We start from the raw sequence: 19,474 nt of genomic DNA on the forward strand, positions 1-19,474 counted from the left end.
TCATCGAACTGGACTGCCACAGCCTGTTCAGCGAGGACGGCTGCCAGCGCCTCCTGTGGTTCACCGCCCCGCCGGGCACCGAGGGCGCGGCCCAGCTGGAGCTGCTGTCCGTGATCGGCACGCAGGACATGTCCGGCGAGAACGAGCCGGGGCGGCTACGGACGCGGTGACGCCCGTACGCGCCCGCGGCCTCGCCGCCCTATTCCGCTGCTCCCGGGGACCCCAGGGCGAGCAGGGCCCGCGAGGCCGCGTCGTCCGCCGGGTGGAAGGCCCAGATCCGGTGGCCGTCGCTGTCCGGCAGTTCCAGTACGTGCTGGTCGAGGACGAGGGGACCGACTCGCGGGTGGTGGAAGATCTTGCGGTCCATCGCCTTCTCGTAGAGCTGGTGCTCGCCCCAGGCGGTCCGGAAGACGTCGCTGCCCGCTGCCAGCTCCTCGACCAGCGGAGTCAGGCGGGTGGATTCCGTTTCGGGGCCGGCCTGCGCACGTAGCGCCGCCACCATGCAACGGGCCAGCTCGGGCCACTCTGCGAAGAACGACGGGGCTGCGGGGGCGAGGAAGACCAGGCGGGCGTAGTTGTCGCGGGGGTCCAGCCCTTCATGGAGAAGGCCGCCGAGCGGGTTGACGGCCAGGATGTCGAGTCGGCGGTTCACGAGGAGGGCGGGCACGGCCAGGGAGCCGAGCAGTCGGCGTACGGACGCCAGCCGACGGGGGTACATGCGGCGACCGGCCTCCCGGCCCTCCCCGGCCTCCTGATCCGTGTCCATGTTCATGCCCGTGTCCGTGCCCGAGGCGGCGAGACCTCGCAGGTGCCGGGCCGCGACGCCGTCCAGCAGCAGCGCCTCGCTGAGGCCGTCCACCACGGTGCGGGACGGCCGCCGCTCCCTGCCCTGTTCGAGGCGCACGTAGTAGTCGGTGCTGATCCCGGCCAGGAGCGCCACCTCGTCCCGCCGCAGCCCCGGCACCTGGCGCTGCGCGCCTGCGGCCAGCCCGTGGTGTTCGGGCTGTACCTGCCCGCGCCTGGCACGCAGGAAGCCGGCCAGCGGCCCGGCGGCGTCGTGGCTGCTCGAAACGTTCATGCAGCCGAGCGTAAGGGGGCGGGGGCGGGGCGGGGTGGGTGTGCGACTCCTACCCGCCCCCGGAGAGGGGCGCATACCGTCCCGGAGGCGTACGTACGTACTCCAAAACGGAACGCCACAGCCCCCACAGCCCCCACAGACCTGATAGATCCCACAGACCTCTCAGACCCCTCAGACCTCGCGCTCCAGAGAAGAAAAGAGACAAGTCGATGTTCGTCGTCACGGGCGCCAGCGGTAGAACCGGACGTGCCGCAGCCGTGCACTTGCTCGCGAACGGGCACCCCGTCCGAGCCGTCGGCCGCTCGGCCCAGCGCCTCACCGACCTCGCCGAACGAGGTGCCGAGGTACGGGAGGCCGACCAGACCGACGCGGCAGCACTGACGGAAGCTCTCCGCGGCGCGTCGGGCGTCTACGCGGTGATCCAGCCCAACTACATTCCCGACCACCCCGACTTCGGCGGCTTCCAGGACCAGGTGGCAGCCGCCCTGACCGAGGCGGTGGCCGCGTCCGGCGTGCCCCGCGTCGTCGGTCTCAGCAGCTGGGGAGCCCAGCACCCCGAGGGCACCGGCCCGGTCAAGGGCCTCCACCGCTTCGAACAGCGCCTGTCGGCTGTCCCCGGAGTCGACACGCTGTGGCTGCGAGCGGGCTATTTCATGGAAAACCTGCTGGACCACGCCGACACCGCCAGGACCCGCCACCGCATCAGCGCCCCCTTCGACCCCGACCTTCCCCTGCCCTTCGTCACCACCCGCGACATCGGAATCCGGGCGGCGGAGGAACTCGCCACCGGGAATTGGCGAGGTACGGAAATCCTGGAACTCCAGGGCGAACGCGACGTCAGCATGCGCGAAGTCGTAGCAGTGATCGCGAAGGCGACAAGCGCCGACGACCTTGTTTACGAACAGACCAGCACCGCCGCGTTCCACGCGGAACTCCGCAGGAACGGCGTCTCCGCCGACGTCGCGGACATGATGGCCGAGGTGGGCGAAGCCCTCAATACCCGCCACACGCGAATGCAGCAGCCACGCACTGCCCGTACAGCCACCTCCACCACCATCGAGCAATTCGTTGAGGAGGAATTCGCGCCCCGCTACCGCGAAAGCGCGTAGGAGCGTCAGACGTCCCCGAAGCGCCGCACGAAGCGTCGCTGCCATGGGGTCTCCACGGCGCGAGGACGGTAGTTCCGGCGGACGTACGCCACGGCCTGGTCGGCCGGAACACCGTCGAGAACGGCCATACACGCGAGGGCCGTTCCCGTTCGCCCGAGCCCGCCCTCGCAGGCGATCTCGACGCGTTCGTCCTTCGCCCGGGCCAATGCCTCTGTCAATACGTTTCGGGCTTGCTCACGGTCCTTGGGAAGCCGGAAGTCCGGCCACGGGAGCCAACGAGCTTCCCATTCGGTAGGCGGAGGCTGCTTGCCGAGCAGATAGACCGCGAAGGACGGCGTCGCCCCCGAGGGGAGCGGTTGACGCAGACCCCGGCCGCGTACCAGGACGCCGGATGGAAAACGTATGGTGCCGACGTCTGTCGGGCTCCAGCTCTCAGCCATACGTGCACCTTACGGTCGGGGGAGGACGCCCGAGGTCTCCCCGGCCCGCGTCAACCGCGGAGGAAATACAGAACGGTCGTGGTGCCGGCGGAGGCCACGAGGAGCCCGCGCAGCAGCCACGCGGGGAGGCGGCGGGCGAGATGGGCGCCGCCGAAGCCGCCGATCGCGGCGCCGGCCAGCATGGCGAGGAGGATCAGCGGCGACCCCAGGGCGTCGGACGTGAGGAGGAGAAGCACGGTCGCGCTGGCGTAGATCGCCGCGAGCTGGGTGACCCGCATCGGGTTGCTGACCGCCGCGTCGAGGCCGAGGCCGACGCTCCACACGGCCATCATCATGATGCCTACGGCTCCGCCGAAGTATCCGCCGTACACGGCGAGGAAGAACTGGCCGATCAGGACGGCCCGCGCGCTCATGCCGACGGGGCGGCCGAGGGCGGTGTTGAGCGCGCGGGAGAGGCGGCGCCCGAAGGCGACGAGGAGCGTGGCGAAGGCGAGCAGCCACGGCACAGCCGCCTCGAACGACGCCGCGGGCAGGGCGAGCATGAGACCGGCGCCGACCGCGCTTCCGGCGGCGCTGATCACGGTGAGGGTCTTCGTGGACGCCTCGCCGACCGGTACGAGGTCGCGTCGGCTGACCGACGCGCTGACCACGGCGCCGGGGACGAGGGCGATGGTGGACGAGGCGTTCGCCGTGACGGGCGGCAGGCCGGCCGCCACCAGGGCGGGCAGCGCCACGAACTTGCCACCGCCGCCGATGGCGTTCAACACCCCGGCTCCGACGCCGGCGGACAGGACGAGCAATATCTCTGGCACCCGCCGATGATCACCCTGCGACCGGCGGGCCCACAATGCGCGAACGGCGCACTGTGCATTAGGCAGTGCCATAGGCTGACGCGGGTGCGCTACGACCTGGACGACCTGCGGCTCTTCCTCGACATCGTGCGGGAGGGGTCCATCACGGCGGGCGCCCGCCGGATGCATCTGAGCCTGCCGTCCGCCAGCGCCAGGGTGCGCGCGCTGGAGCACCACGCGGGTGTGGCCCTGCTGATCCGCGGCCGCAGAGGGGTACGCCCCACCCCGGCGGGTACGACCCTGGCCCGGCACGCCCGCGAGGTCCTGGCCCAGACGGCACGCCTCGACAGCGCCGTCGCGAGCTACACCCGGTCCCCGAGCGCGCCGCTGATCCTGCTGGGCGGCGGCTCCGCGATGCACCGGCTCGTACCGCGGGCCCTCGTCTCGTTCCTGCGCGCCCAGCCCGACGTCGACGTCACGGTCTCCGAGAGCCGCACCCCGCAGACGGTACGGACGCTGGCCGACGGCGCGGCCGACCTCGGCGTCGTCCTCGACGACGAGGCCCGCGACTGCGGCCTGGCCATGGAACCCCTGGGAGACGACTCCCTGGTGGTGATCGGCCAGGCAGGCGGAATCCTCACCGGCCGCACCTCGCTCACGTACAGCGAAGCAGCCGAACACCCCTTGGTCGGCCTCGACGCCGACTCCTCCCTCCGCCGCTGGATCGAAAAACACCTCGGCCCCCACGCCCCCGCCGTGCGCTACCGCACCAGCGTCGCCGACCTCAGCGTCCTGATCGCCCTGGTCTCCGCCGGCGTAGGCCTGGCCGTCGTCCCCCGCCGCGCCATCGCCCCCAGCCAGTCCCTCGACGTCTGCGAACTACAGGACCCCTGGGCCCGCCGCCACCACCTCCTCGCCTGGGGCGTCAAGGACGGCACACCGTCGACAGCGACGAAGGTTCTCGCCGAACACTTGAGGCAAGCGGCGTTGTCATTGCCGACGACGGTACGGCCGGAATGACCGTGCATTTCCGCCCAGACGACCGCCTGCGTTCAGGAGGGGCAGGCAGCGTCGCCCTGCCATGGTGAACCAGGCCGCTGATTGATCGGCTGCGCGCTGCCCCGCAGCCGCTCGTCAGTCAGTGGGCACCGGTGGTTTCGCGACGCCGACGAAGTTTCCGGAGACAGGTCGGATATGGGCTGACCATCCCAGAGCGGTGAGGTCGCCCGTCAGGGTCTCGGCGTCGTGGAATACCTTGACGATGCGGTAAGGGCGGCCGTCGTTCCAGTGGCGCACCGCCGTAGGCACGGAGCGGTCCGGGAGTACGTCCTCTTCCGCGGCCATGGCGGGGCCGTCGTCGATGAAGACCGCGTTGCCGCCCGGCGCGAGGGCGGCGGCGACGGAATTCCAGAAGTCCGGCAATCGCGCCGGCGGGACATGGGACAGCCAGAAGGCGAAGAAGACCGTGTCGTAACGCTGCGGCGGCGTCCATTCGAACAGGTTCGTTTGAACGAACTGGACGTTGTGGGACGGCGTACGCGTCCGGGCAATGGCCAATACTTCGGCGGCCGCGTCGACAGCCGTCACCGAATGTGCCCGCGCGGCGAGCAAGGGAGTCCATCGGCCCGTTCCGCAGGCCAGTTCCAGCACATCACCGGCGATCGGGAGGTCGTCGAAGACGGTCGGCAATGCCCGCAGGTCATCGCGCTCCGCATAGGACCGGTCGTATTCGGCCGCGCCGGCTCTGTAGTAGGCCATCTGCTCCGCCAGGAGAGCGTGATCATCCATGCGCATACCCACTTTCCGGATCGTCCGGTTCGGGCTACAGGACCGGCGGGCCCTGCTCGATACGGCGCAGCACCGGTTCCAGCCGGTCGATGTTCTCGCTGACCTGGGTCTGCCGCTCGTCCCACCAGGTGGCTCCCGCCTCGGCCAACGGTGCGATCAGGTCGCGGGTCTTGGCGGCGTCGCCGCCCGGCGTGGCGCCCCCGAGGACGATCTCGAAGGACTCGATGGACTCGAAGGAGGAGGAGCCGGCGTCGGCGTTGACCCTGTCCGCACGCTGCTCGCGCAGGTAGGCGACCAGATCGCGGACCTGATCCACCGGCGGTACGCAGCCGTGCTTGGCGTCCTCGAACAGCGGGACCGCGCCGTCCCAGCGCGCCGCCCGGCGCATCGGCGGGCGGCTCGGCCAGAAGCCGGCGATCCAGACCGGCGGCCGAGGACGCTGCACGGTAGCGGGCAGCAGCGTCACGTCCCGCGCCTGGTAGTGCCGTCCGTCGTGGTTCACCGGCTCACCCGACCAGAACCGCTGGAGCAGGTCCAGGCCCTCGTCCAGCCGCTCGGCCAGCACCTTCAGATCAGCGGTGTCGCCGAAGCTCTCGTACTCGTCCTCCACGGGCCCGCCCAGCCCCGCGCCGAAGGTGACCCGGCCGCCGCTCAAGACGTCCAACGTCGCGATCTGGCGCGCCAGTTGCTGCGGACGTCGCCGGGGGACCGGAGTGACCAGCGTGCCCAGCTTGAGGCGGGAGGTCGCCAGCGCGGCGGCGGTCAGGAGCATCCAGGGGTCCCCGAACGGCCTGTTCCCGTGGTAGCGGTGCAGTACATGGTCCCAGACGAACAGCCCGTCCCACCCTGCTTGTTCGGCTGCCGTGGCTACTTTGGCTACGGTCCGGGGGTCGGCGAAGTCGCCGAAATTCGGAATGTTCACCGAGAAGCGCATCCCCGCATCCTGCTGTACGGCACCGCCCCCGGCAACCGATATACGTGCCACGCCCGGGGCCGTCGAGGAATCGGAGGCCGCGACGGCGACAGCGCCATGTCACCCCGAACGCTCGCTGAGAATGTACGTCGCGGTAAGCGCCACCGCGCGGTCGTCGTCATGGGACAGATCCGCCAAGGCACGCGACGCCGTGGCCCCCGGAATATCCGCGAGCGCCTGCGTCAGCCGCCGACGCGCAGCGGGTGAGTCCGGCGACAAGCCCGGCCGCGATCCGATCCGCCGACGCGAGATCACGCACGAGCATGCTCAACGCATCAGCGGCATCGGCATCGTTCACCCCCTCGACGACCATTCCGATAAGCGTCGGAATCGCGTCGGCGCCCCCGCGCGCCCCGAGAGCCAACGCCGCACACCCACGGACCGCGGCATCGGCGCTCGCAAGGGCATCCCGCAAAAGCCCGGTCGCCGCATCGCTCGGAATCTCGGCAATGGACTGGACGGCACGCTTCCGCACGTCGGCGACCGATGAGCCGAGGCCCTCCGCCAGCAGTGCCAATCCGTCGTCGCCCGATCGAGCCAGCGCCCATCGAAGGGCTCCGGCGACGTTCGGGTCGGCCTCGCCCAACACCGCCTCGACCAGGGCGTCCACCGGCACCGGAATTCCTTCGTCCGAAACCGTCGAGGCCGCGGGGGCCAATGCCGCGCGCTGGCGATTCCCGGCGCTCTCCGACCCCAGGCCCTGGAGGAGAGCGATGACCTGAAGGGCGTCCTCCCAATCGGCGGGTTCCGCGGCGCCGATCCGGCCGAGCCGGGTGAGCAGTTCCGTTTCACGCGCGATACGTTCCCGGGTCTGCCGAATGAGATCGTCCACGAGCTCCGAAGGCTTGAATCCGGGGTCATCGAGCGCACGCCCGACCTCCCGCAGTGAAAGCCCCAATGACCGCAGGCTCTCGATATGAAGGATCCGTCGGATATCGTCGCCGGAGTACTCCCGATAGCCGGCCCCGGTACGTCCCGTCGGCCGCACGAGCCCGAGCGATTCGTAGTGCCGGAGCATGCGGGCACTGACCCCCGACCGCCGTGCGACATCACCGATCAACACTGCCCGTTACCTCTCCTGACCGCTCGGCCCCAGAACTACGATGCGCTTCGCCTCCTCGATCGCGAAGTCGAATTCGGCACCCGGGTCGCGCGACAGCCGTTCCGTGGCGATCGCGTGCTGACGCACCCGAGGGTCGGGATTCGCCGTCGCGGCGCGCAGAACCGGCGCCATCACCTTACCGAGTCCGATCAGGGCCCGGCTGAGGCTCAACCGCGTCTCCCGCTCGCCCCGCCCGAACTGCGTCGCCAGCACCCCGGCCAACTCGGCCTCTTCGCCTTCCGGTACGAGCACCACCGCGGCCCGCCAGGCGCTGCGCGCCACCTCGTCGTCGGCGTCGGTCAGAAGCTCCCGCGTGATGGCGGGCCACGCCTGCCGATCCCCGATCTTGGACAGCGTGTGCAATGCCTGACTCCGAGCCTGCGCACGCCGCGATTCCCGGATCTCGTCGACGAGCTTGGGAATCACCACCGACGGCGAATGGCGAGCGAGCGCCCATGTGAGCGCGTCGCGTACGTAGAACTCGGGCTCGATCGCGCACCGCTCCACGAGTTTGTCGACGATCCGCGGATCGGGGTTCGTGCCGACCGCGATCGCCGCTTGCAGTCGTACCGACGCACTGCTGTTCTCCAGCCCCTGAAGAATTCGCGCCGTTCGCGTGTCCTCTTTCGGCATGGTCATCGGGACCACCTCCTCGGCCACAGTGAACGGCTTGTCACTGTGTCAAGGTCAAGCCGCCTTCCGCCGCCCTATCGCGGGCCCAGAGCCAGCAGCGCCCCGTGAAGCTCGATATCCGCCGGGTGCTCCGCTGACCCACGCGCGTTACAGGCCGCCGTCGCGTCGTCGCCGTTGCCGTCTTCCACGCCCGCCGCCCAGTTCCGGCGCAGTTCGCCGTACCGCCCGGGAATGGCCGACAAGAGGGATACCTCGTGCCGGCTCTCGACCCTGAACGTGGCGAAGAAAACCGGCCCGGCCTCTCCGCCCGACCGAATGGGGGCGCAGATCAACGAACCGGGCCGGCTCTGCGTCACCCAGGAAGGCGGGAGCGAGTGCACGGAGACGGTACTGATCAAAAGATCGTGAGGGGCGTTCTCACGCCATCCGTACCAGCCGTCGGCTGCCGCGCTGTGCACATCGCTCAAGCCCATTCCGCCGACCAGAGCACGCGCCCTTTCGGCTTTCACAGGATCGACGTCGACGCCCATCACGCGCCCCCGGACCCCTACCCGCTCGGCCAGTCGCACGAGGAGCTCGCCGCTGCCGCTGCCTACGAGCAGCACGCTGCCCCCTTCCGGGGCCGAACCGATCGCATCTCGAACGCCATTCATCGGATGTCCGTTCCAGGAGGAAGAAGAAGGCGGAAGGAGGAGACGGAGAAGAAGTGGAACAAGGAAGAAGCCAGGCCGAAGGCGGCCCGCGGTGATCGTCGCATTGATCAACTGTTCAGGGCCAGACAGCGGCTGTGGGAATGTTCTCCGGCGCATTGGTCTCGGCCATCTAGCCGCATCCGACTGCTGACACCTGTTCTACGGTCCATGACATGCGACTATCCCGGCAGCCGCACCAAGATCCCTTCGTCGGCACCGGTTACTGGATTCCTCAAACAGGGTTCACAAATCAGCGCCTTAATCTGTGCCGCGGATGCCTGCCGATGTGCGACCGACAGGCCCTCGCGGCGCGCCTTCACCGCCCGCGCCCTCCGATCGATGATCGAGCATCGCCGGATAAACCGTATCTTCCCCCACGACAAAATTATGCCCCTGGAAAAAGAACCGGATCCCACGGTCATAGGCCGGTCAAGGTGGCTGAATTCGTCTCGGGTCGGTGGCTGGCATCTATTTACGAACGTGTGCCCTGTGTACAGTCCTGAGCTGTGTCCGCCGTGCGGAGCGGAGCAATCCGCTGCCATCGCGTTCGGGCCGGTCATCCTGCGATGAGGAGTACGTCCATGTGCCCAGCAGGTCCTGAACCGCCAGCCGATACCGGAGCCGATACCGGAGCCGATACCGGAGCCGGCTCCGGAATGAGAACTGGAACCGAAGCGGAAGCCGAATGGGAAACCGAACCGGGCGCGCTCGCCCGCATCGATCCCGAAGTCGCCGCACTGTTGGCGGCGGAGCGGGAGAGGCAGAACCACGGAATTCACCTCCTGGCGCCCTCCATGCTCGTCACGCCGGCGATCCGCGAGTGTCTCGCCTCCGACCTGCTGAACCTGGACGGCGAGGGATATCTGCGGAACGGCCTTGCCGACATCTCCGACTACGCCGATTTCGAACGCCGATACCGCGCCGACGGCGGAAGCAAATACAACCCGTCGGGGCCGGTAGCCGAATACGTCGAATTTCTCGCCGCCCGCCGACTCGCGCAGATGCTGTGCGCCGGCGCCGGGCTGGAGCCTGAAGAGCTCAACGTCAACGTCCAGCCGGTCTCGGGCTCCTTCGCCAACCTCGCGGTGCTGCGCGGCGCGCTGTCGCCCGGCGACACCGCCCTGTCCCTCGGCCTGTCATCCGGCGGACACCTCAGCCACGGCGCGCCGTTCCACCAGTCCGGTCAGGACTACGACATCGTCTCGATCGACCACGGGGTCGATGACCAGAGCCTCGATCTCGAAGCCCTCTACAAGACCGCCGCCACGCACAAACCCCGAGTGGTGATCATCGGCGCCAGCTCGTTCCCCCGGAGAATCTCCTGGAAGAAGGTCGCCGACACGGTCAGGGAACTGTCGCCACGGCCGGTGGTGGTCGCGGACATCGCGCACTTCGCCGGCCTGGTGGCCACGGGAACGTACGACAACCCGCTGCCGTGGGCGGACGTGGTGACGATGGTCGGCTACAAGACCCTGGGCGGGCCGAAGAGCGCCGCCATCGCCGTACGCGATCCGGCGCTCGCGCGGCGCATCGACCGCGCCCTCTTCCCCGGCCTCCAGGGCGCGCCCCGGATGGCGGAGATCTGCGCGCTGGCGACTGCCGCGCGCGTGGCCCAAGGCGAGGAGTTCAGGGGGCTCATCCACCGCAGCGTCGCCAACGCGGCCCTCTTGAAGGACGCGCTTGACGACCACGGCATCCATGCCGCGTTCGGCGGGACGGACACCCACATGCTCGTCCTCAAGGACCAAGCGCACGCTGCCCAGCTCGCGCAGTACCTCGAAAGAATCGGCCTTCTCACCAATTCCAACCTCCTTCCCGGCGACCGCGGCCCGTCAGCGGCCAGCGGTATCCGACTGGGCACGGTCGGGGCCACCCAGCGGGGGCTGGAGGCAGTCGCTATTCCCGAGCTGGCCGCGCTGCTCGCCGACGCCTTCACCGAATTCAGGAACTCCTCCGGAACGGGCTCCGCGCAACTCGCCCAACGCTGCCGCAAGTTCGCACGTACGCACCTCGTCGACATCGAGCTCGTGAATCGGAAGGAGCGCACACCATGAACCAACGTCGAGCCGTCTGCCTGCTGAGCGGGGGGCCGGACAGCGTCGTCGCCGCCGCGATCGCCCGCGACGCCGGATATCTGGTGAGCGGACTGTTCGTCGACTACGGGCAGCGCACCGCGAGCCGCGAGGCCAAGTTCGCCGCGCAGAACGCCGCCTGGCTGGGGGTGGAATCGCTGCGCACCGCCGCGGTCCCGTTCCTCGGCGAGATCAAAGGGTCCGCGCTGACGGACACGGCGAGCAGGGTCACCGACGCGACGCGGCACCTGGAATACGTCCCGTTCCGCAATACCATTTTCAACAGCCTGGCGGTCGCCTGGGCCGAGACGCTGGGCGCCGAACGCGTGGTGACCGGGTCGATCGGCGGCCCCTGGATCACCCCCGACAACAGCCCCGACTACTTCCGGGCGCTCAACGGCCTCATCGCCGTGGGCGCCAGGTCCGATATCACCGCGTGGGCTCCTTTGGGGGAGTGCAGCAAGGCGGAGAGCCTGCGCCGCGGAATCGATCTCGGCGTGCCCCTCGGCGAGACCTGGTCGTGCCAGAACGACGCGGACGTGCCGTGCGGCGAATGCAACAACTGCCTCGACCGATCACGGGCCTTCAAGGAGCTCGGCCTCCAGGACCCCCTGGGATGACGAGCATCGCGAACGCGGCACAGGCGCTCGAACCGAGCCTCGTCGTGTCCGAGGTATTCGGCCCGACCTGGCAGGGGGAGGGACCGTCCCTGGGGCGGCTCGCCGTATTCCTCCGCCTCGGTCACTGCAATCTCACCTGTGAATGGTGCGATACCCCGTACACCTGGGACTGGACCCGCCACGAGGCGGCCGAGGAACTGACCGTCATGACGGTGGACTCGGCCGTTCGGCAGGTCGCCCGCGTCGGCGCCCCTCTTCTCGTGATCACCGGAGGAGAGCCGCTGATGCAGCAGCAGGCCCTCGGCACCCTCCTCGCGCGGCTGCCGCCCGGCATCGAAGCCGAGATCGAGACCAATGGGACGATCATTCCGAGCGAGGAGATCCGCGCACGCGCCGCCCGGTTCAACGTATCGCCCAAACTCGCCAACTCCGGAGTCCGCGACGCCAAGCGCGTCAAATCCCGCGCGCTCGCCGCACTCAACTCCACCGGAAAAGCCGCGTTCAAGTTCGTGGTCGGCTCCGCGGAAGACCTCGCCGAGGTCGGCCGGATGGTCGAGGAGAACTCGCTCAAGCCGGTCTACATCATGCCCGAGGGGACGACTTCCGACGCGATCCTGCACGGGCTGCGCGATCTGGACTCGGCGATTCTGGAGCGCGGCTGGAACATCACCCCGAGGCTCCACGTCCTCATCTGGGGTGATCGACGAGGCGTCTGACGGATGCCTGGCGGAAGCACATCGCAGTATCCGTATAGGTCTGGGAGACCACATGGAACTGAGCAAGGAATTTCGCTTCGAATCGGCACATCAACTGCCCTACGTGCCCGAGGGCCACAAGTGCGGACGGCTGCACGGGCACTCCTACCGCGTCACCATTCACATCGACGGCGACGTCGATTCCTCGGCCGGCTGGGTGGTGGACTACGGCGACATCAAAACGGCGATGAAGCCGCTGATCGAACAGCTGGACCACAACTTCCTCAACGAGCTCCCGGGCCTGGAGAACCCCACCAGCGAAGTGCTCGCCTATTGGGTATGGGATCGCCTGCAGCCCAGTCTGCCGCTGCTCTCCGCGATCACCGTCCACGAGACGTGCACATCCGCCTGCGTACTGCGCAAGCCGGCCTGATCAGCGAGAGGACCACGTCGTATGGAGCAGACACTGCCCGGTCACACCGAGGTGATCGACGGCAAGAAACCCCTGCCGGCCCACCGCGTGCAGGATGTGCAGGCGGCGGAGAAGGCGGCCCGCGAGATGCTGGTGGCCCTGGGAGCCAGTGACGACGAGGAGGTGATGCGGAATACGCCGCGGCGGATGGTGCAGGCGTACAAGGAGTTCTTCACCCCCCAGCCCTTCCATCCGACCGTCTTCGACAACCACGACGGATACGACGAACTGGTGGTCGCCTACGCGATACCGTTCCGGTCCATCTGCGAGCACCACTTCCTGCCGTTCATCGGGACCGCGAGCGTCGGCTATATCCCCGGCGCGCATATCATCGGGCTCTCCAAGCTGGCCCGGGCCGTGGAATTCTGCGCCAGCCGCCCCCAGGTACAGGAACGCCTCGTCGTACAGATCGCCGATTGGCTGGAGGAGAATCTCCAGCCCCGCGGCATCGGCGTCGTACTCGAAGCCGAGCACACCTGCATGACACTGCGCGGAGTGCGCTCCCGAGGGGCCAGGACCCGCACGTCGGCGCTGCGCGGACTGGTTCGCTCCTCGGGAAAGCTGCGCGCGGAATTCATGGCGCTCGCCCTGCACGGTGCGTCGCCCGGCGGCGTCGTCCCGCCCCCGCCGTGGGACGGCCCCGACTCCGACGACGACTGGGCCGGGGGCGCAGACCATTGACCACGGTAGGCGCCGACGAGGCTCTCCTCGACGTCCTGGAACGGTCCGCCGTGTTCCAGGCCATCGGGGGGACTCCACTGGTCGGCTTGGAGAATCTCGCCGCCAAAGCAGGCGCCGACGGGCGCCGCCTGTACGGCAAATTGGAGGGAGCGAATCCTGGCGGGAGCATCAAGGACCGTATCGCCCGGCAGATCCTCGTCGACGCGATCGCCTCGGGACGCGTGACGCACGACACCGTGATAGTCGAATCCAGCTCCGGCAACACCGCGATCGGCCTCGCCCAGTTGTGCGCCACCACGGGCCTGCGGATGATCTGCGTCATCGACGCCCGTACCACCACCGCCCACCGCGACCTTCTGCGCGCCTACGGTGTGTCGACCGAAGTCATCGACACACCGGACGCCGTATCGGGAGAATTCCTGCCGGCCCGGCTGGCCCGAGTCCGGCAATTGCTCGCCGAGCATCCGAACAGCTTCTGGACCAATCAGTACGAGAACGAGGCCGTCACCTCCGCGCACATCTCCACCACCATGCCGGAGATCCACCGGGCGCTGCGCCGGCCGCCCGACTACGTATACGGCGCGGTCAGCACCTGCGGAACCCTCGCGGGGTGCCAGCGGTATGTGGAGCAGCGGGGCTGGCCGACACGGATAGTGGCCGTCGACATTCTGGGGAGCGGCATCTTCGGCGTGAAAGCCCGAGGGAACCGCACACTGCCGGGCATGGGCGCCCCGTACCCGCCCCCCTTCGCCAGATTCCTGGAGAAGGCCCATGTCTTCCACGTCAGCGAGGAGGACTGCCGGGCCGGATGCACCCGCCTGCTGACATCGGAAGGGCTGATGGCCGGCGCCTCTTCGGGGGCCGTCGTCACGGCCGCGCTGACGCACATAGCGGCAACCCCGCCGGGTTCCACACATGTGCTGCTCCTGCCGGACCGCGGCGAACGGTATCTGGAATCGGTATTCCTGCACGGCATTCAGGTACCGGGAGCCGCCTCATGAACACGCGCATCACGGTCCGCCGCGGCGACGGACTGATCCTCCCGCTCGACCACGCGCAGTGGGACCGCCGGTCCACGGCGGAGATCGCCGCCGACGCCGGCGAAGCGGACCCCGTATGGATACGCGTCGCGAACTTCCACCGCCGCCCCTTGGAGGTACTGAAGCACCTGCCGCCCGGAGCGCGGATTCTCTGGAAGCTGGAATTCTCCGGATACGCCGCGGACTGCCCTCTCGTACCGGCCTCCCGGTCGATCGACCCGCACGCGTACATCGAAGAGATGCTGTCGCTCCCGCACCACGTCGTGCCGTACACCTTCCTGGACTGGAACCGCGCCGAACTGCTGAGGCTCTACCCGGCCCTGCGACAGCGTCCCCTGCACGTGATCCCGATCGCCCAGAAGCGGCCGGTGGAACGGATCGGGCGGCAGGCAATCCGGGACCTGTACGGAATTCCGGCGGGCGACTTCGTCTACGGAGCCGGCGGGAACGAACTGCATCCAGGAAAGCGCGTCGGCGAGGTGGTCGAAGGTTTTCTGGAGACCTGCACGGACCCGAACGCCCACTTGCTGTGCACCCTGGTCCCTCGCGAATCGGCGACGGCCGCGGCACAGTGGCCCGCCGCGGCAGCCGCACACCCGCGCGTTCATGTGCGGGTCGGCGAATACCACGAATGGGCCTGGATGACCGGCTTCTACCGGGCCGTGGACGTGCTGCTGGCCAATTCCGTCAGCGACTCCTGGGGACGGATGGTCGCGGAGGCCGCGGGCGCGGGCGTACCGGTCGTCGTGCGCCGGGCCCGGTGCGGAACCAACCTGCTGGCGCCGGACCTCGCGATCACCGAAATCCTCCGCGACTTCTCCTCCGAAGGCTTCGTCCAGGCCGTCAAGGACGCACAGGCCGCCGCACCCGCCCTGCGCGCGTACTTCGAGCGGAACTACCGCGCCGAAGCCGTGGTCCAGCACCTGCTCTCCGTGACCGACAGCGAATTGCCCCCGGAGCTCGCGCGCCGGACCCGTCTCCTCGTACGGGATCGTGTGGACTATGAGCGAGTCGCCGAGGTCCTCACATACTGATGGCACGTCAGGTTCAGCGTTGGCAGGGGAAATCCAGTGAACGGCAGGGAAAGGCCAGTGATGGCGGGAGAAGACCGGTGACGGCAGGGGGAGGGGAACGGCCCGGCTCGCGCCGCGCCGAAGAGGCGGACGGCGACGCCCCCGACGACATCGTCGTCGCGGACGGGCTCACCAAGAAGTACGGCGAACGAACGGCCGTACGCGGAATCGACATACGGGTCCGGCGCGGCGAATTCCTCGGATTCCTGGGCCCCAACGGCGCGGGCAAATCCTCCACCCTCCGCATGGTCGCCTGCGTCTCACCCCGCACCGACGGCCTCCTGTCGGTCTTCGGAATGGATCCCGACCGGCACGGCCCCGCGATCCGCGCCCGCATCGGCGTCGTCCCGCAGCAGGACAACCTCGACACCGAACTGAGCGTCAGCGAGAACCTGAGGGTCTACGCCCGGTGCTTTGGCATCCGACGGCCGGAAGTCCGCCGAAAAGTCGCGGAGTTGCTGGAATTCGCGGCCCTCACGGACCGGGCCGGAGCAGAAGTGGAAACCCTCTCCGGAGGAATGCGCCGCAGGCTCACCATCGCGCGCGCCCTGGTCAACGACCCCGAACTCGTCCTCCTCGACGAACCCACCACGGGACTCGACCCGCAGGCCCGCCATCTGCTGTGGGACCGGCTGCTCGGACTCAAGCGCGCAGGCGTCACCCTCGTCCTCACCACGCACTACATGGACGAGGTCGAGCGACTGTGCGACCGGGTGGTCATCATCGACCAGGGCCGCATCATCGAACAGGGAACTCCGGCGGCCCTCATCGAACGGCACGCCCCGCCCGAAGTCGTGGAACTGCGCTACCCGCCGGACCGCCAAGCCGTCGCGGCCGAGAAACTCGCCGGCCTCTGCGACCGCATTGAGACGCTCCCGGAGCGCCTCCTGCTCTTCGTCCACAACTCAGAACAGGCCCTCGCCGAGATCTACCGGAGCGGACTGCCACCGGAATCCAGCCTGGTGCGCCGCAGCACCCTCGAAGACGTATTCCTCCACCTGACGGGCCGCAGCCTTGACGACTGACTACGCGCGCGTTCCGGGCCCGGGCCCCCGGCCCACGACGCCCTCCACCGGCGTCGCGGGGATACGGGGATGCCTGATGGTCCTGGAATGGCAGGCCGTCCACGGAATCCGCAACTGGCGCGGGGCCGCGATCGGAGGCTTCGTCATTCCCGTCGTCACCCTGGCGGCGATCGGATTCGGACTCGGCGCGGTGGTTCCGCACGGCGCGGTCGGCGACAGCTCGTATCTGAGATTCGTGGCCCCCGCCGTACTCGCCACCGCCGCCTTCCAGTACGCCGTGGCCGAGTCGACGGAACCCGTGATGGCCGGCTTCAAATGGCAGCGCACCTATGAAGGCGTGGCCGTCACCCCCGTGACGCCCCCGCAGATGGTCATCGGGCAATTGCTCTGGACCGCCGTCCAAATCGCCGTATCGGGCGCACTGGTGGCAATGGTCATGGTGCTGTGCGACGCCATGGACCCGCTGCCGGCCCTGCTCGCCCTGCTCTTCTCCACCGTCGGCGCGTCGGCCTTCGCCGCACCCGTGATGGCCTTCTCCGCCATGGTCCGCGACGGCTCGGCGTTCACGGCGCTCAACAGAATGATCGTGCTCCCGATGACCCTGGTGGCCGGTACGTACTTCCCGGTCTCCCAACTGCCGGCGGCTGCTCGCGGACTGGCCATGGCAACCCCGCTGTGGCACACGGTCGAACTGTGCCGCGCGGGCGTGACCGGACATTTCTCCGCAGATTCCGTCGTCGTACACCTGGCCGTGCTGGCGTTGTGGGCGGCGGTCGGCCTGGCCGTCACGATCCGCCTCTTCCGGCGCCGCCTCACCTCCTGATCCTCCCGCTCAAGAACCCCGTGAATCCCGTGAACCCTGTGAAAGGAGTTGACGCACACCATGCCAACCTCGGCGGCTGCCCCCCGTACGCGACGGAATCGGCACGAGTCCTTCGCGGGCCGCCCCGGCGTCATACTGCTGCGCTCCGTGCTCGTATACCGCCGGGCCTGGTGGGAAATCCTGTCCGGACTCTTCGAGCCGCTGTTCTATCTGGTGATCCTCGGCAACGGAATGGGGGCCCTGCTCAAAGACAGCCCCGGCCCCCTGGGCGCCGGGTACGCCGCGTTCATCGCGCCCGGACTGCTGGCCGCGTCCGCCATGAACGGCGCGGTCTATGACACGACGATGGGCATCTTCTTCAAACTCCGCCACGCCCGGCTCTACGAAGCCCTCATGACAACGCCGTTGGGCCTGCTCGACATCGCGCTCGGCGAAGTGCTCTGGGCCGCCCTGCGAGGCGCCGCCTACGGCACCGTCTTCATCGGCGTGATGGCCGCGCTCGGCCTCGTACCGTCGCCGTGGGCCGTCGCCGTTCCCGCGGCGGCATTCGTGGTGGCCCTGGGATTCGGGGCCCTCGGACTGGCCGCGACGACCTTCATGCGCACCTGGCAGGACACCCAATTCGTCCGGCTGGTCACCGTTCCCCTGCTGATGTTCTCCACCACGTTCTATCCGATCTCCGTATACCCGCAGCCGGTGCAGTGGGCCGTTCGCGTCACACCCCTCTACCAGGCGATCGAGCTGATGCGAGGGCTCGTCGGCGGGCATATCGGCCCGTCGCTCCTCGTCCCTCTCGGCTATTTCGCGGCGGCACTGGGGCTCGGGCTGCTGGTGGCCGCCCGGCGCCTGAACCGGCTGCTCACCCATTGACACACCGCGATTCTCGAAACACCGCGTTCCTCGATATACCGCATTCCGCGGACCTCCGGAGGCCAAGAGAAAGGCCGGTGTTGTGTGTGCGTACTGATTCGACGCCCCTCGCGGGGCGCGTACTCCTGAAGTTCACAGCCGTACTGGCCCTGGCCCTCCCGGCGATTCTGCCGCCGGAGCCCGCCGCCGCGACGGCACAGTCCTCACAGCCCTCGGACGGGCCCGAATGCCACCGCACGACGGTGGCGGCGGTGGCGCACCAGGACGACGATCTGCTGTTCATGAGCCCCGACCTGGAAAAGGACTACCAGCGGGGCAACTGCCTGAAGATCGTGTACCTCACCGCGGGGGACGGCGGGGAATGCGCGCTCTTCTACGAGTCCCGCGAGGACGGAGTCCGGGCGGCGTATTCCCTTCTCGCCGGCGTCCCCGACGCCTGGAAGAACGGGCACATACGCCGCTACGGCCACCGAATACGCACCTCGCGGCTCACCGTTCCGGCCGGCCGCCCCGGGATAGAGGTGATGTTCATGCGGCTGCCCGACGGGTTCGAAAGGGGACAGGGCTCGGCCGCCGGCCGCTATCAGAGCCTCCAGAAGCTGTTCGACGGACGAATACCCGACATCACGGCAATGGACGGCAGCGCCGCATACACCGAACGAAGCCTCGTCGCGACGCTCCGCACGATCATCGACACGGCCCGCCCCGATACGGTGCGCACCCTGGATTACGACAACACCAGGCTCGGGCGGAGCATCGAACCCGGCGCCGATCACAGCGACCATTCCATAGCGGCCCGCCTGGTACGTATCGCCGACATGGCCAACCTGACGAAGACGGACGGCTCCGGCGGTCGCCGTCCCGTACCGCTGATCGCCTACCGCGGATACGCGATCGACCAATTGCCGCAGAACCTGCCCCCGGCACTGGAACAGCGCAAGGCCCAGCTCTACCTGACCTATTTCCGGCATGAGGGCTGCCGTCCCGCCGACTGCCCGCCGCAGCCCCCGCCCGTACTCCCGTCCTACCCCGCCTGGTGGGCGCGCGAATACCGCCGCACGCCCCCCACGATCGCGCCCGGCACCCTCGTCTCCTGGATCGGCTCCAACACCGCGCCCACCACGGACGACAACACCGGCCGCTGCCTGGACGCGTCCGCGAGCAGCGGAACGGACCCCCGACAGGTCCGCACCGCCGCCTGCGACGGCAGCGTGGCGCAGAACTGGAACACGGCCGGGGGCACGCTGCGCGCCAAGGCCACCGGCCGCTGCCTGACCGGCGGCGCGACCCTGACGACCGCGCGGTGCGACGGACGCCCCGAGCAGCGGTGGCGCCTCGACCGACTCGGAAGGATCTCCGCGTACGGGCGGGGGAACCCCGCCTCCGGGCAGTGCCTCGCCCAGGACGACCTGCTCACGACGGCCCCGGCCCTGCGACAGCGCCCCTGCGACGCGGACGAGCCGGGCCAACGCTGGTACAGCCACCCGACCTGATCCC

General features: G+C 68.9%; 20 protein-coding genes and 2 pseudogenes. 14 read left to right on the plus strand and 8 right to left on the minus strand.

Annotated elements, in window-relative coordinates:
• Positions 1 to 170, plus strand: a pseudogene (locus ACFU99_RS03105) (transcriptional regulator); the annotation flags it as partial.
• 29 nt (positions 171 to 199) lie between these two features.
• Here the strand turns inward: ACFU99_RS03105 and ACFU99_RS03110 are convergent.
• Positions 200 to 1,078 (minus strand): helix-turn-helix domain-containing protein, encoded by an 879-nt coding sequence (locus ACFU99_RS03110; RefSeq protein WP_384384902.1) that lies wholly within the window; start codon positions 1,076 to 1,078, stop codon positions 200 to 202.
• A 209-nt stretch (positions 1,079 to 1,287) separates the two neighbouring features.
• Here ACFU99_RS03110 and ACFU99_RS03115 point away from each other — a divergent pair, with 209 nt between their 5' ends.
• Positions 1,288 to 2,187 carry an NAD(P)H-binding protein gene (locus ACFU99_RS03115; RefSeq protein WP_384384905.1) on the plus strand — a complete coding sequence of 300 codons (900 nt, stop codon included), beginning with the start codon at positions 1,288 to 1,290 and terminating at the stop codon, positions 2,185 to 2,187.
• A gap of 5 nt (positions 2,188 to 2,192) precedes the next feature.
• Here the strand turns inward: ACFU99_RS03115 and ACFU99_RS03120 are convergent, their stop codons facing one another.
• Both ACFU99_RS03120 and ACFU99_RS03125 read right to left on the minus strand, forming a co-directional pair.
• A complete protein-coding gene (locus ACFU99_RS03120; RefSeq protein WP_384384908.1) occupies positions 2,193 to 2,627 on the minus strand; it encodes a protein-tyrosine phosphatase family protein in 435 nt (144 codons plus the stop codon).
• Between the two features lie 50 nt (positions 2,628 to 2,677).
• Positions 2,678 to 3,439: a sulfite exporter TauE/SafE family protein gene (locus tag ACFU99_RS03125; protein WP_384384911.1), complete on the minus strand. Its 762-nt coding sequence runs from the start codon at positions 3,437 to 3,439 to the stop codon at positions 2,678 to 2,680.
• A gap of 84 nt (positions 3,440 to 3,523) precedes the next feature.
• On the opposite strand from ACFU99_RS03125, the gene ACFU99_RS03130 reads away from it, so the two are divergent.
• A complete protein-coding gene (locus ACFU99_RS03130) occupies positions 3,524 to 4,438 on the plus strand; it encodes a LysR family transcriptional regulator (RefSeq protein ID WP_384384914.1) in 915 nt (304 codons plus the stop codon).
• A 114-nt stretch (positions 4,439 to 4,552) separates the two neighbouring features.
• On the opposite strand, the gene ACFU99_RS03135 is transcribed toward ACFU99_RS03130, so the two are convergent.
• From ACFU99_RS03135 to ACFU99_RS03155, 5 genes and pseudogenes are all read right to left on the minus strand, one after another.
• A complete protein-coding gene (locus tag ACFU99_RS03135) occupies positions 4,553 to 5,206 on the minus strand; it encodes a class I SAM-dependent methyltransferase (RefSeq protein ID WP_384384916.1) in 654 nt (217 codons plus the stop codon).
• A gap of 34 nt (positions 5,207 to 5,240) precedes the next feature.
• On the minus strand, positions 5,241 to 6,140 hold the full coding sequence (locus ACFU99_RS03140; RefSeq protein WP_384384919.1) for an LLM class flavin-dependent oxidoreductase: 900 nt from the start codon (positions 6,138 to 6,140) through the stop codon (positions 5,241 to 5,243).
• A gap of 99 nt (positions 6,141 to 6,239) precedes the next feature.
• Positions 6,240 to 7,242, minus strand: a pseudogene (locus ACFU99_RS03145) (MerR family transcriptional regulator).
• Positions 7,243 to 7,248: 6 nt separating this feature from the next.
• Complete coding sequence (locus ACFU99_RS03150) at positions 7,249 to 7,920, minus strand: HEAT repeat domain-containing protein (RefSeq protein ID WP_384384922.1); 672 nt, start codon at positions 7,918 to 7,920, stop codon at positions 7,249 to 7,251.
• Between the two features lie 68 nt (positions 7,921 to 7,988).
• Positions 7,989 to 8,519: a methyltransferase domain-containing protein gene (locus ACFU99_RS03155; RefSeq protein WP_384384925.1), complete on the minus strand. Its 531-nt coding sequence runs from the start codon at positions 8,517 to 8,519 to the stop codon at positions 7,989 to 7,991.
• Between the two features lie 743 nt (positions 8,520 to 9,262).
• Here ACFU99_RS03155 and glyA point away from each other — a divergent pair.
• The 11 genes from glyA (at position 9,263) to ACFU99_RS03210 (ending at position 19,470) form a co-directional block, all read left to right on the plus strand.
• Positions 9,263 to 10,660, plus strand: a complete 1,398-nt coding sequence (glyA, locus tag ACFU99_RS03160; RefSeq protein WP_384384927.1) for a serine hydroxymethyltransferase — start codon at positions 9,263 to 9,265, stop codon at positions 10,658 to 10,660.
• Positions 10,657 to 11,298, plus strand: a complete 642-nt coding sequence (locus ACFU99_RS03165; protein WP_384384929.1) for a 7-cyano-7-deazaguanine synthase — start codon at positions 10,657 to 10,659, stop codon at positions 11,296 to 11,298. The genes glyA and ACFU99_RS03165 overlap by 4 nt, the downstream gene beginning before the upstream one ends.
• On the plus strand, positions 11,295 to 12,014 hold the full coding sequence (locus ACFU99_RS03170) for a 7-carboxy-7-deazaguanine synthase QueE (RefSeq protein ID WP_384384932.1): 720 nt from the start codon (positions 11,295 to 11,297) through the stop codon (positions 12,012 to 12,014). Before ACFU99_RS03165 ends, ACFU99_RS03170 begins: the two co-directional genes overlap by 4 nt.
• A 52-nt stretch (positions 12,015 to 12,066) precedes the next feature.
• Positions 12,067 to 12,426, plus strand: coding sequence for a 6-carboxytetrahydropterin synthase QueD (gene queD / locus ACFU99_RS03175; RefSeq protein ID WP_384384934.1), 360 nt, complete (start codon positions 12,067 to 12,069; stop codon positions 12,424 to 12,426).
• A 21-nt stretch (positions 12,427 to 12,447) separates the two neighbouring features.
• Entirely contained in the window at positions 12,448 to 13,146 is a 699-nt protein-coding gene (gene folE, locus ACFU99_RS03180) for a GTP cyclohydrolase I (RefSeq protein WP_384384937.1), read from the plus strand.
• Complete coding sequence (locus tag ACFU99_RS03185; RefSeq protein WP_384384939.1) at positions 13,143 to 14,147, plus strand: pyridoxal-phosphate dependent enzyme; 1,005 nt, start codon at positions 13,143 to 13,145, stop codon at positions 14,145 to 14,147. The genes folE and ACFU99_RS03185 overlap by 4 nt, the downstream gene beginning before the upstream one ends.
• A complete protein-coding gene (locus ACFU99_RS03190) occupies positions 14,144 to 15,220 on the plus strand; it encodes a hypothetical protein (protein WP_384384943.1) in 1,077 nt (358 codons plus the stop codon). The genes ACFU99_RS03185 and ACFU99_RS03190 overlap by 4 nt, the downstream gene beginning before the upstream one ends.
• A gap of 77 nt (positions 15,221 to 15,297) precedes the next feature.
• Complete coding sequence (locus ACFU99_RS03195; RefSeq protein ID WP_384384946.1) at positions 15,298 to 16,284, plus strand: ABC transporter ATP-binding protein; 987 nt, start codon at positions 15,298 to 15,300, stop codon at positions 16,282 to 16,284.
• 76 nt (positions 16,285 to 16,360) lie between these two features.
• The gene (locus ACFU99_RS03200; protein ID WP_384384948.1) at positions 16,361 to 17,107 is read left to right on the plus strand and encodes an ABC transporter permease; all 747 of its coding nucleotides are present in this window, start codon (positions 16,361 to 16,363) and stop codon (positions 17,105 to 17,107) included.
• A gap of 60 nt (positions 17,108 to 17,167) precedes the next feature.
• Complete coding sequence (locus ACFU99_RS03205) at positions 17,168 to 17,977, plus strand: ABC transporter permease (RefSeq protein ID WP_384384951.1); 810 nt, start codon at positions 17,168 to 17,170, stop codon at positions 17,975 to 17,977.
• A gap of 86 nt (positions 17,978 to 18,063) precedes the next feature.
• On the plus strand, positions 18,064 to 19,470 hold the full coding sequence (locus tag ACFU99_RS03210) for a ricin-type beta-trefoil lectin domain protein (RefSeq protein WP_384384953.1): 1,407 nt from the start codon (positions 18,064 to 18,066) through the stop codon (positions 19,468 to 19,470).
• Positions 19,471 to 19,474: the final 4 nt, after the last annotated feature.

It is taken from the genome of Streptomyces sp. NPDC057654, from assembly GCF_042800135.1.
Lineage (GTDB): Bacteria > Actinomycetota > Actinomycetes > Streptomycetales > Streptomycetaceae > Streptomyces.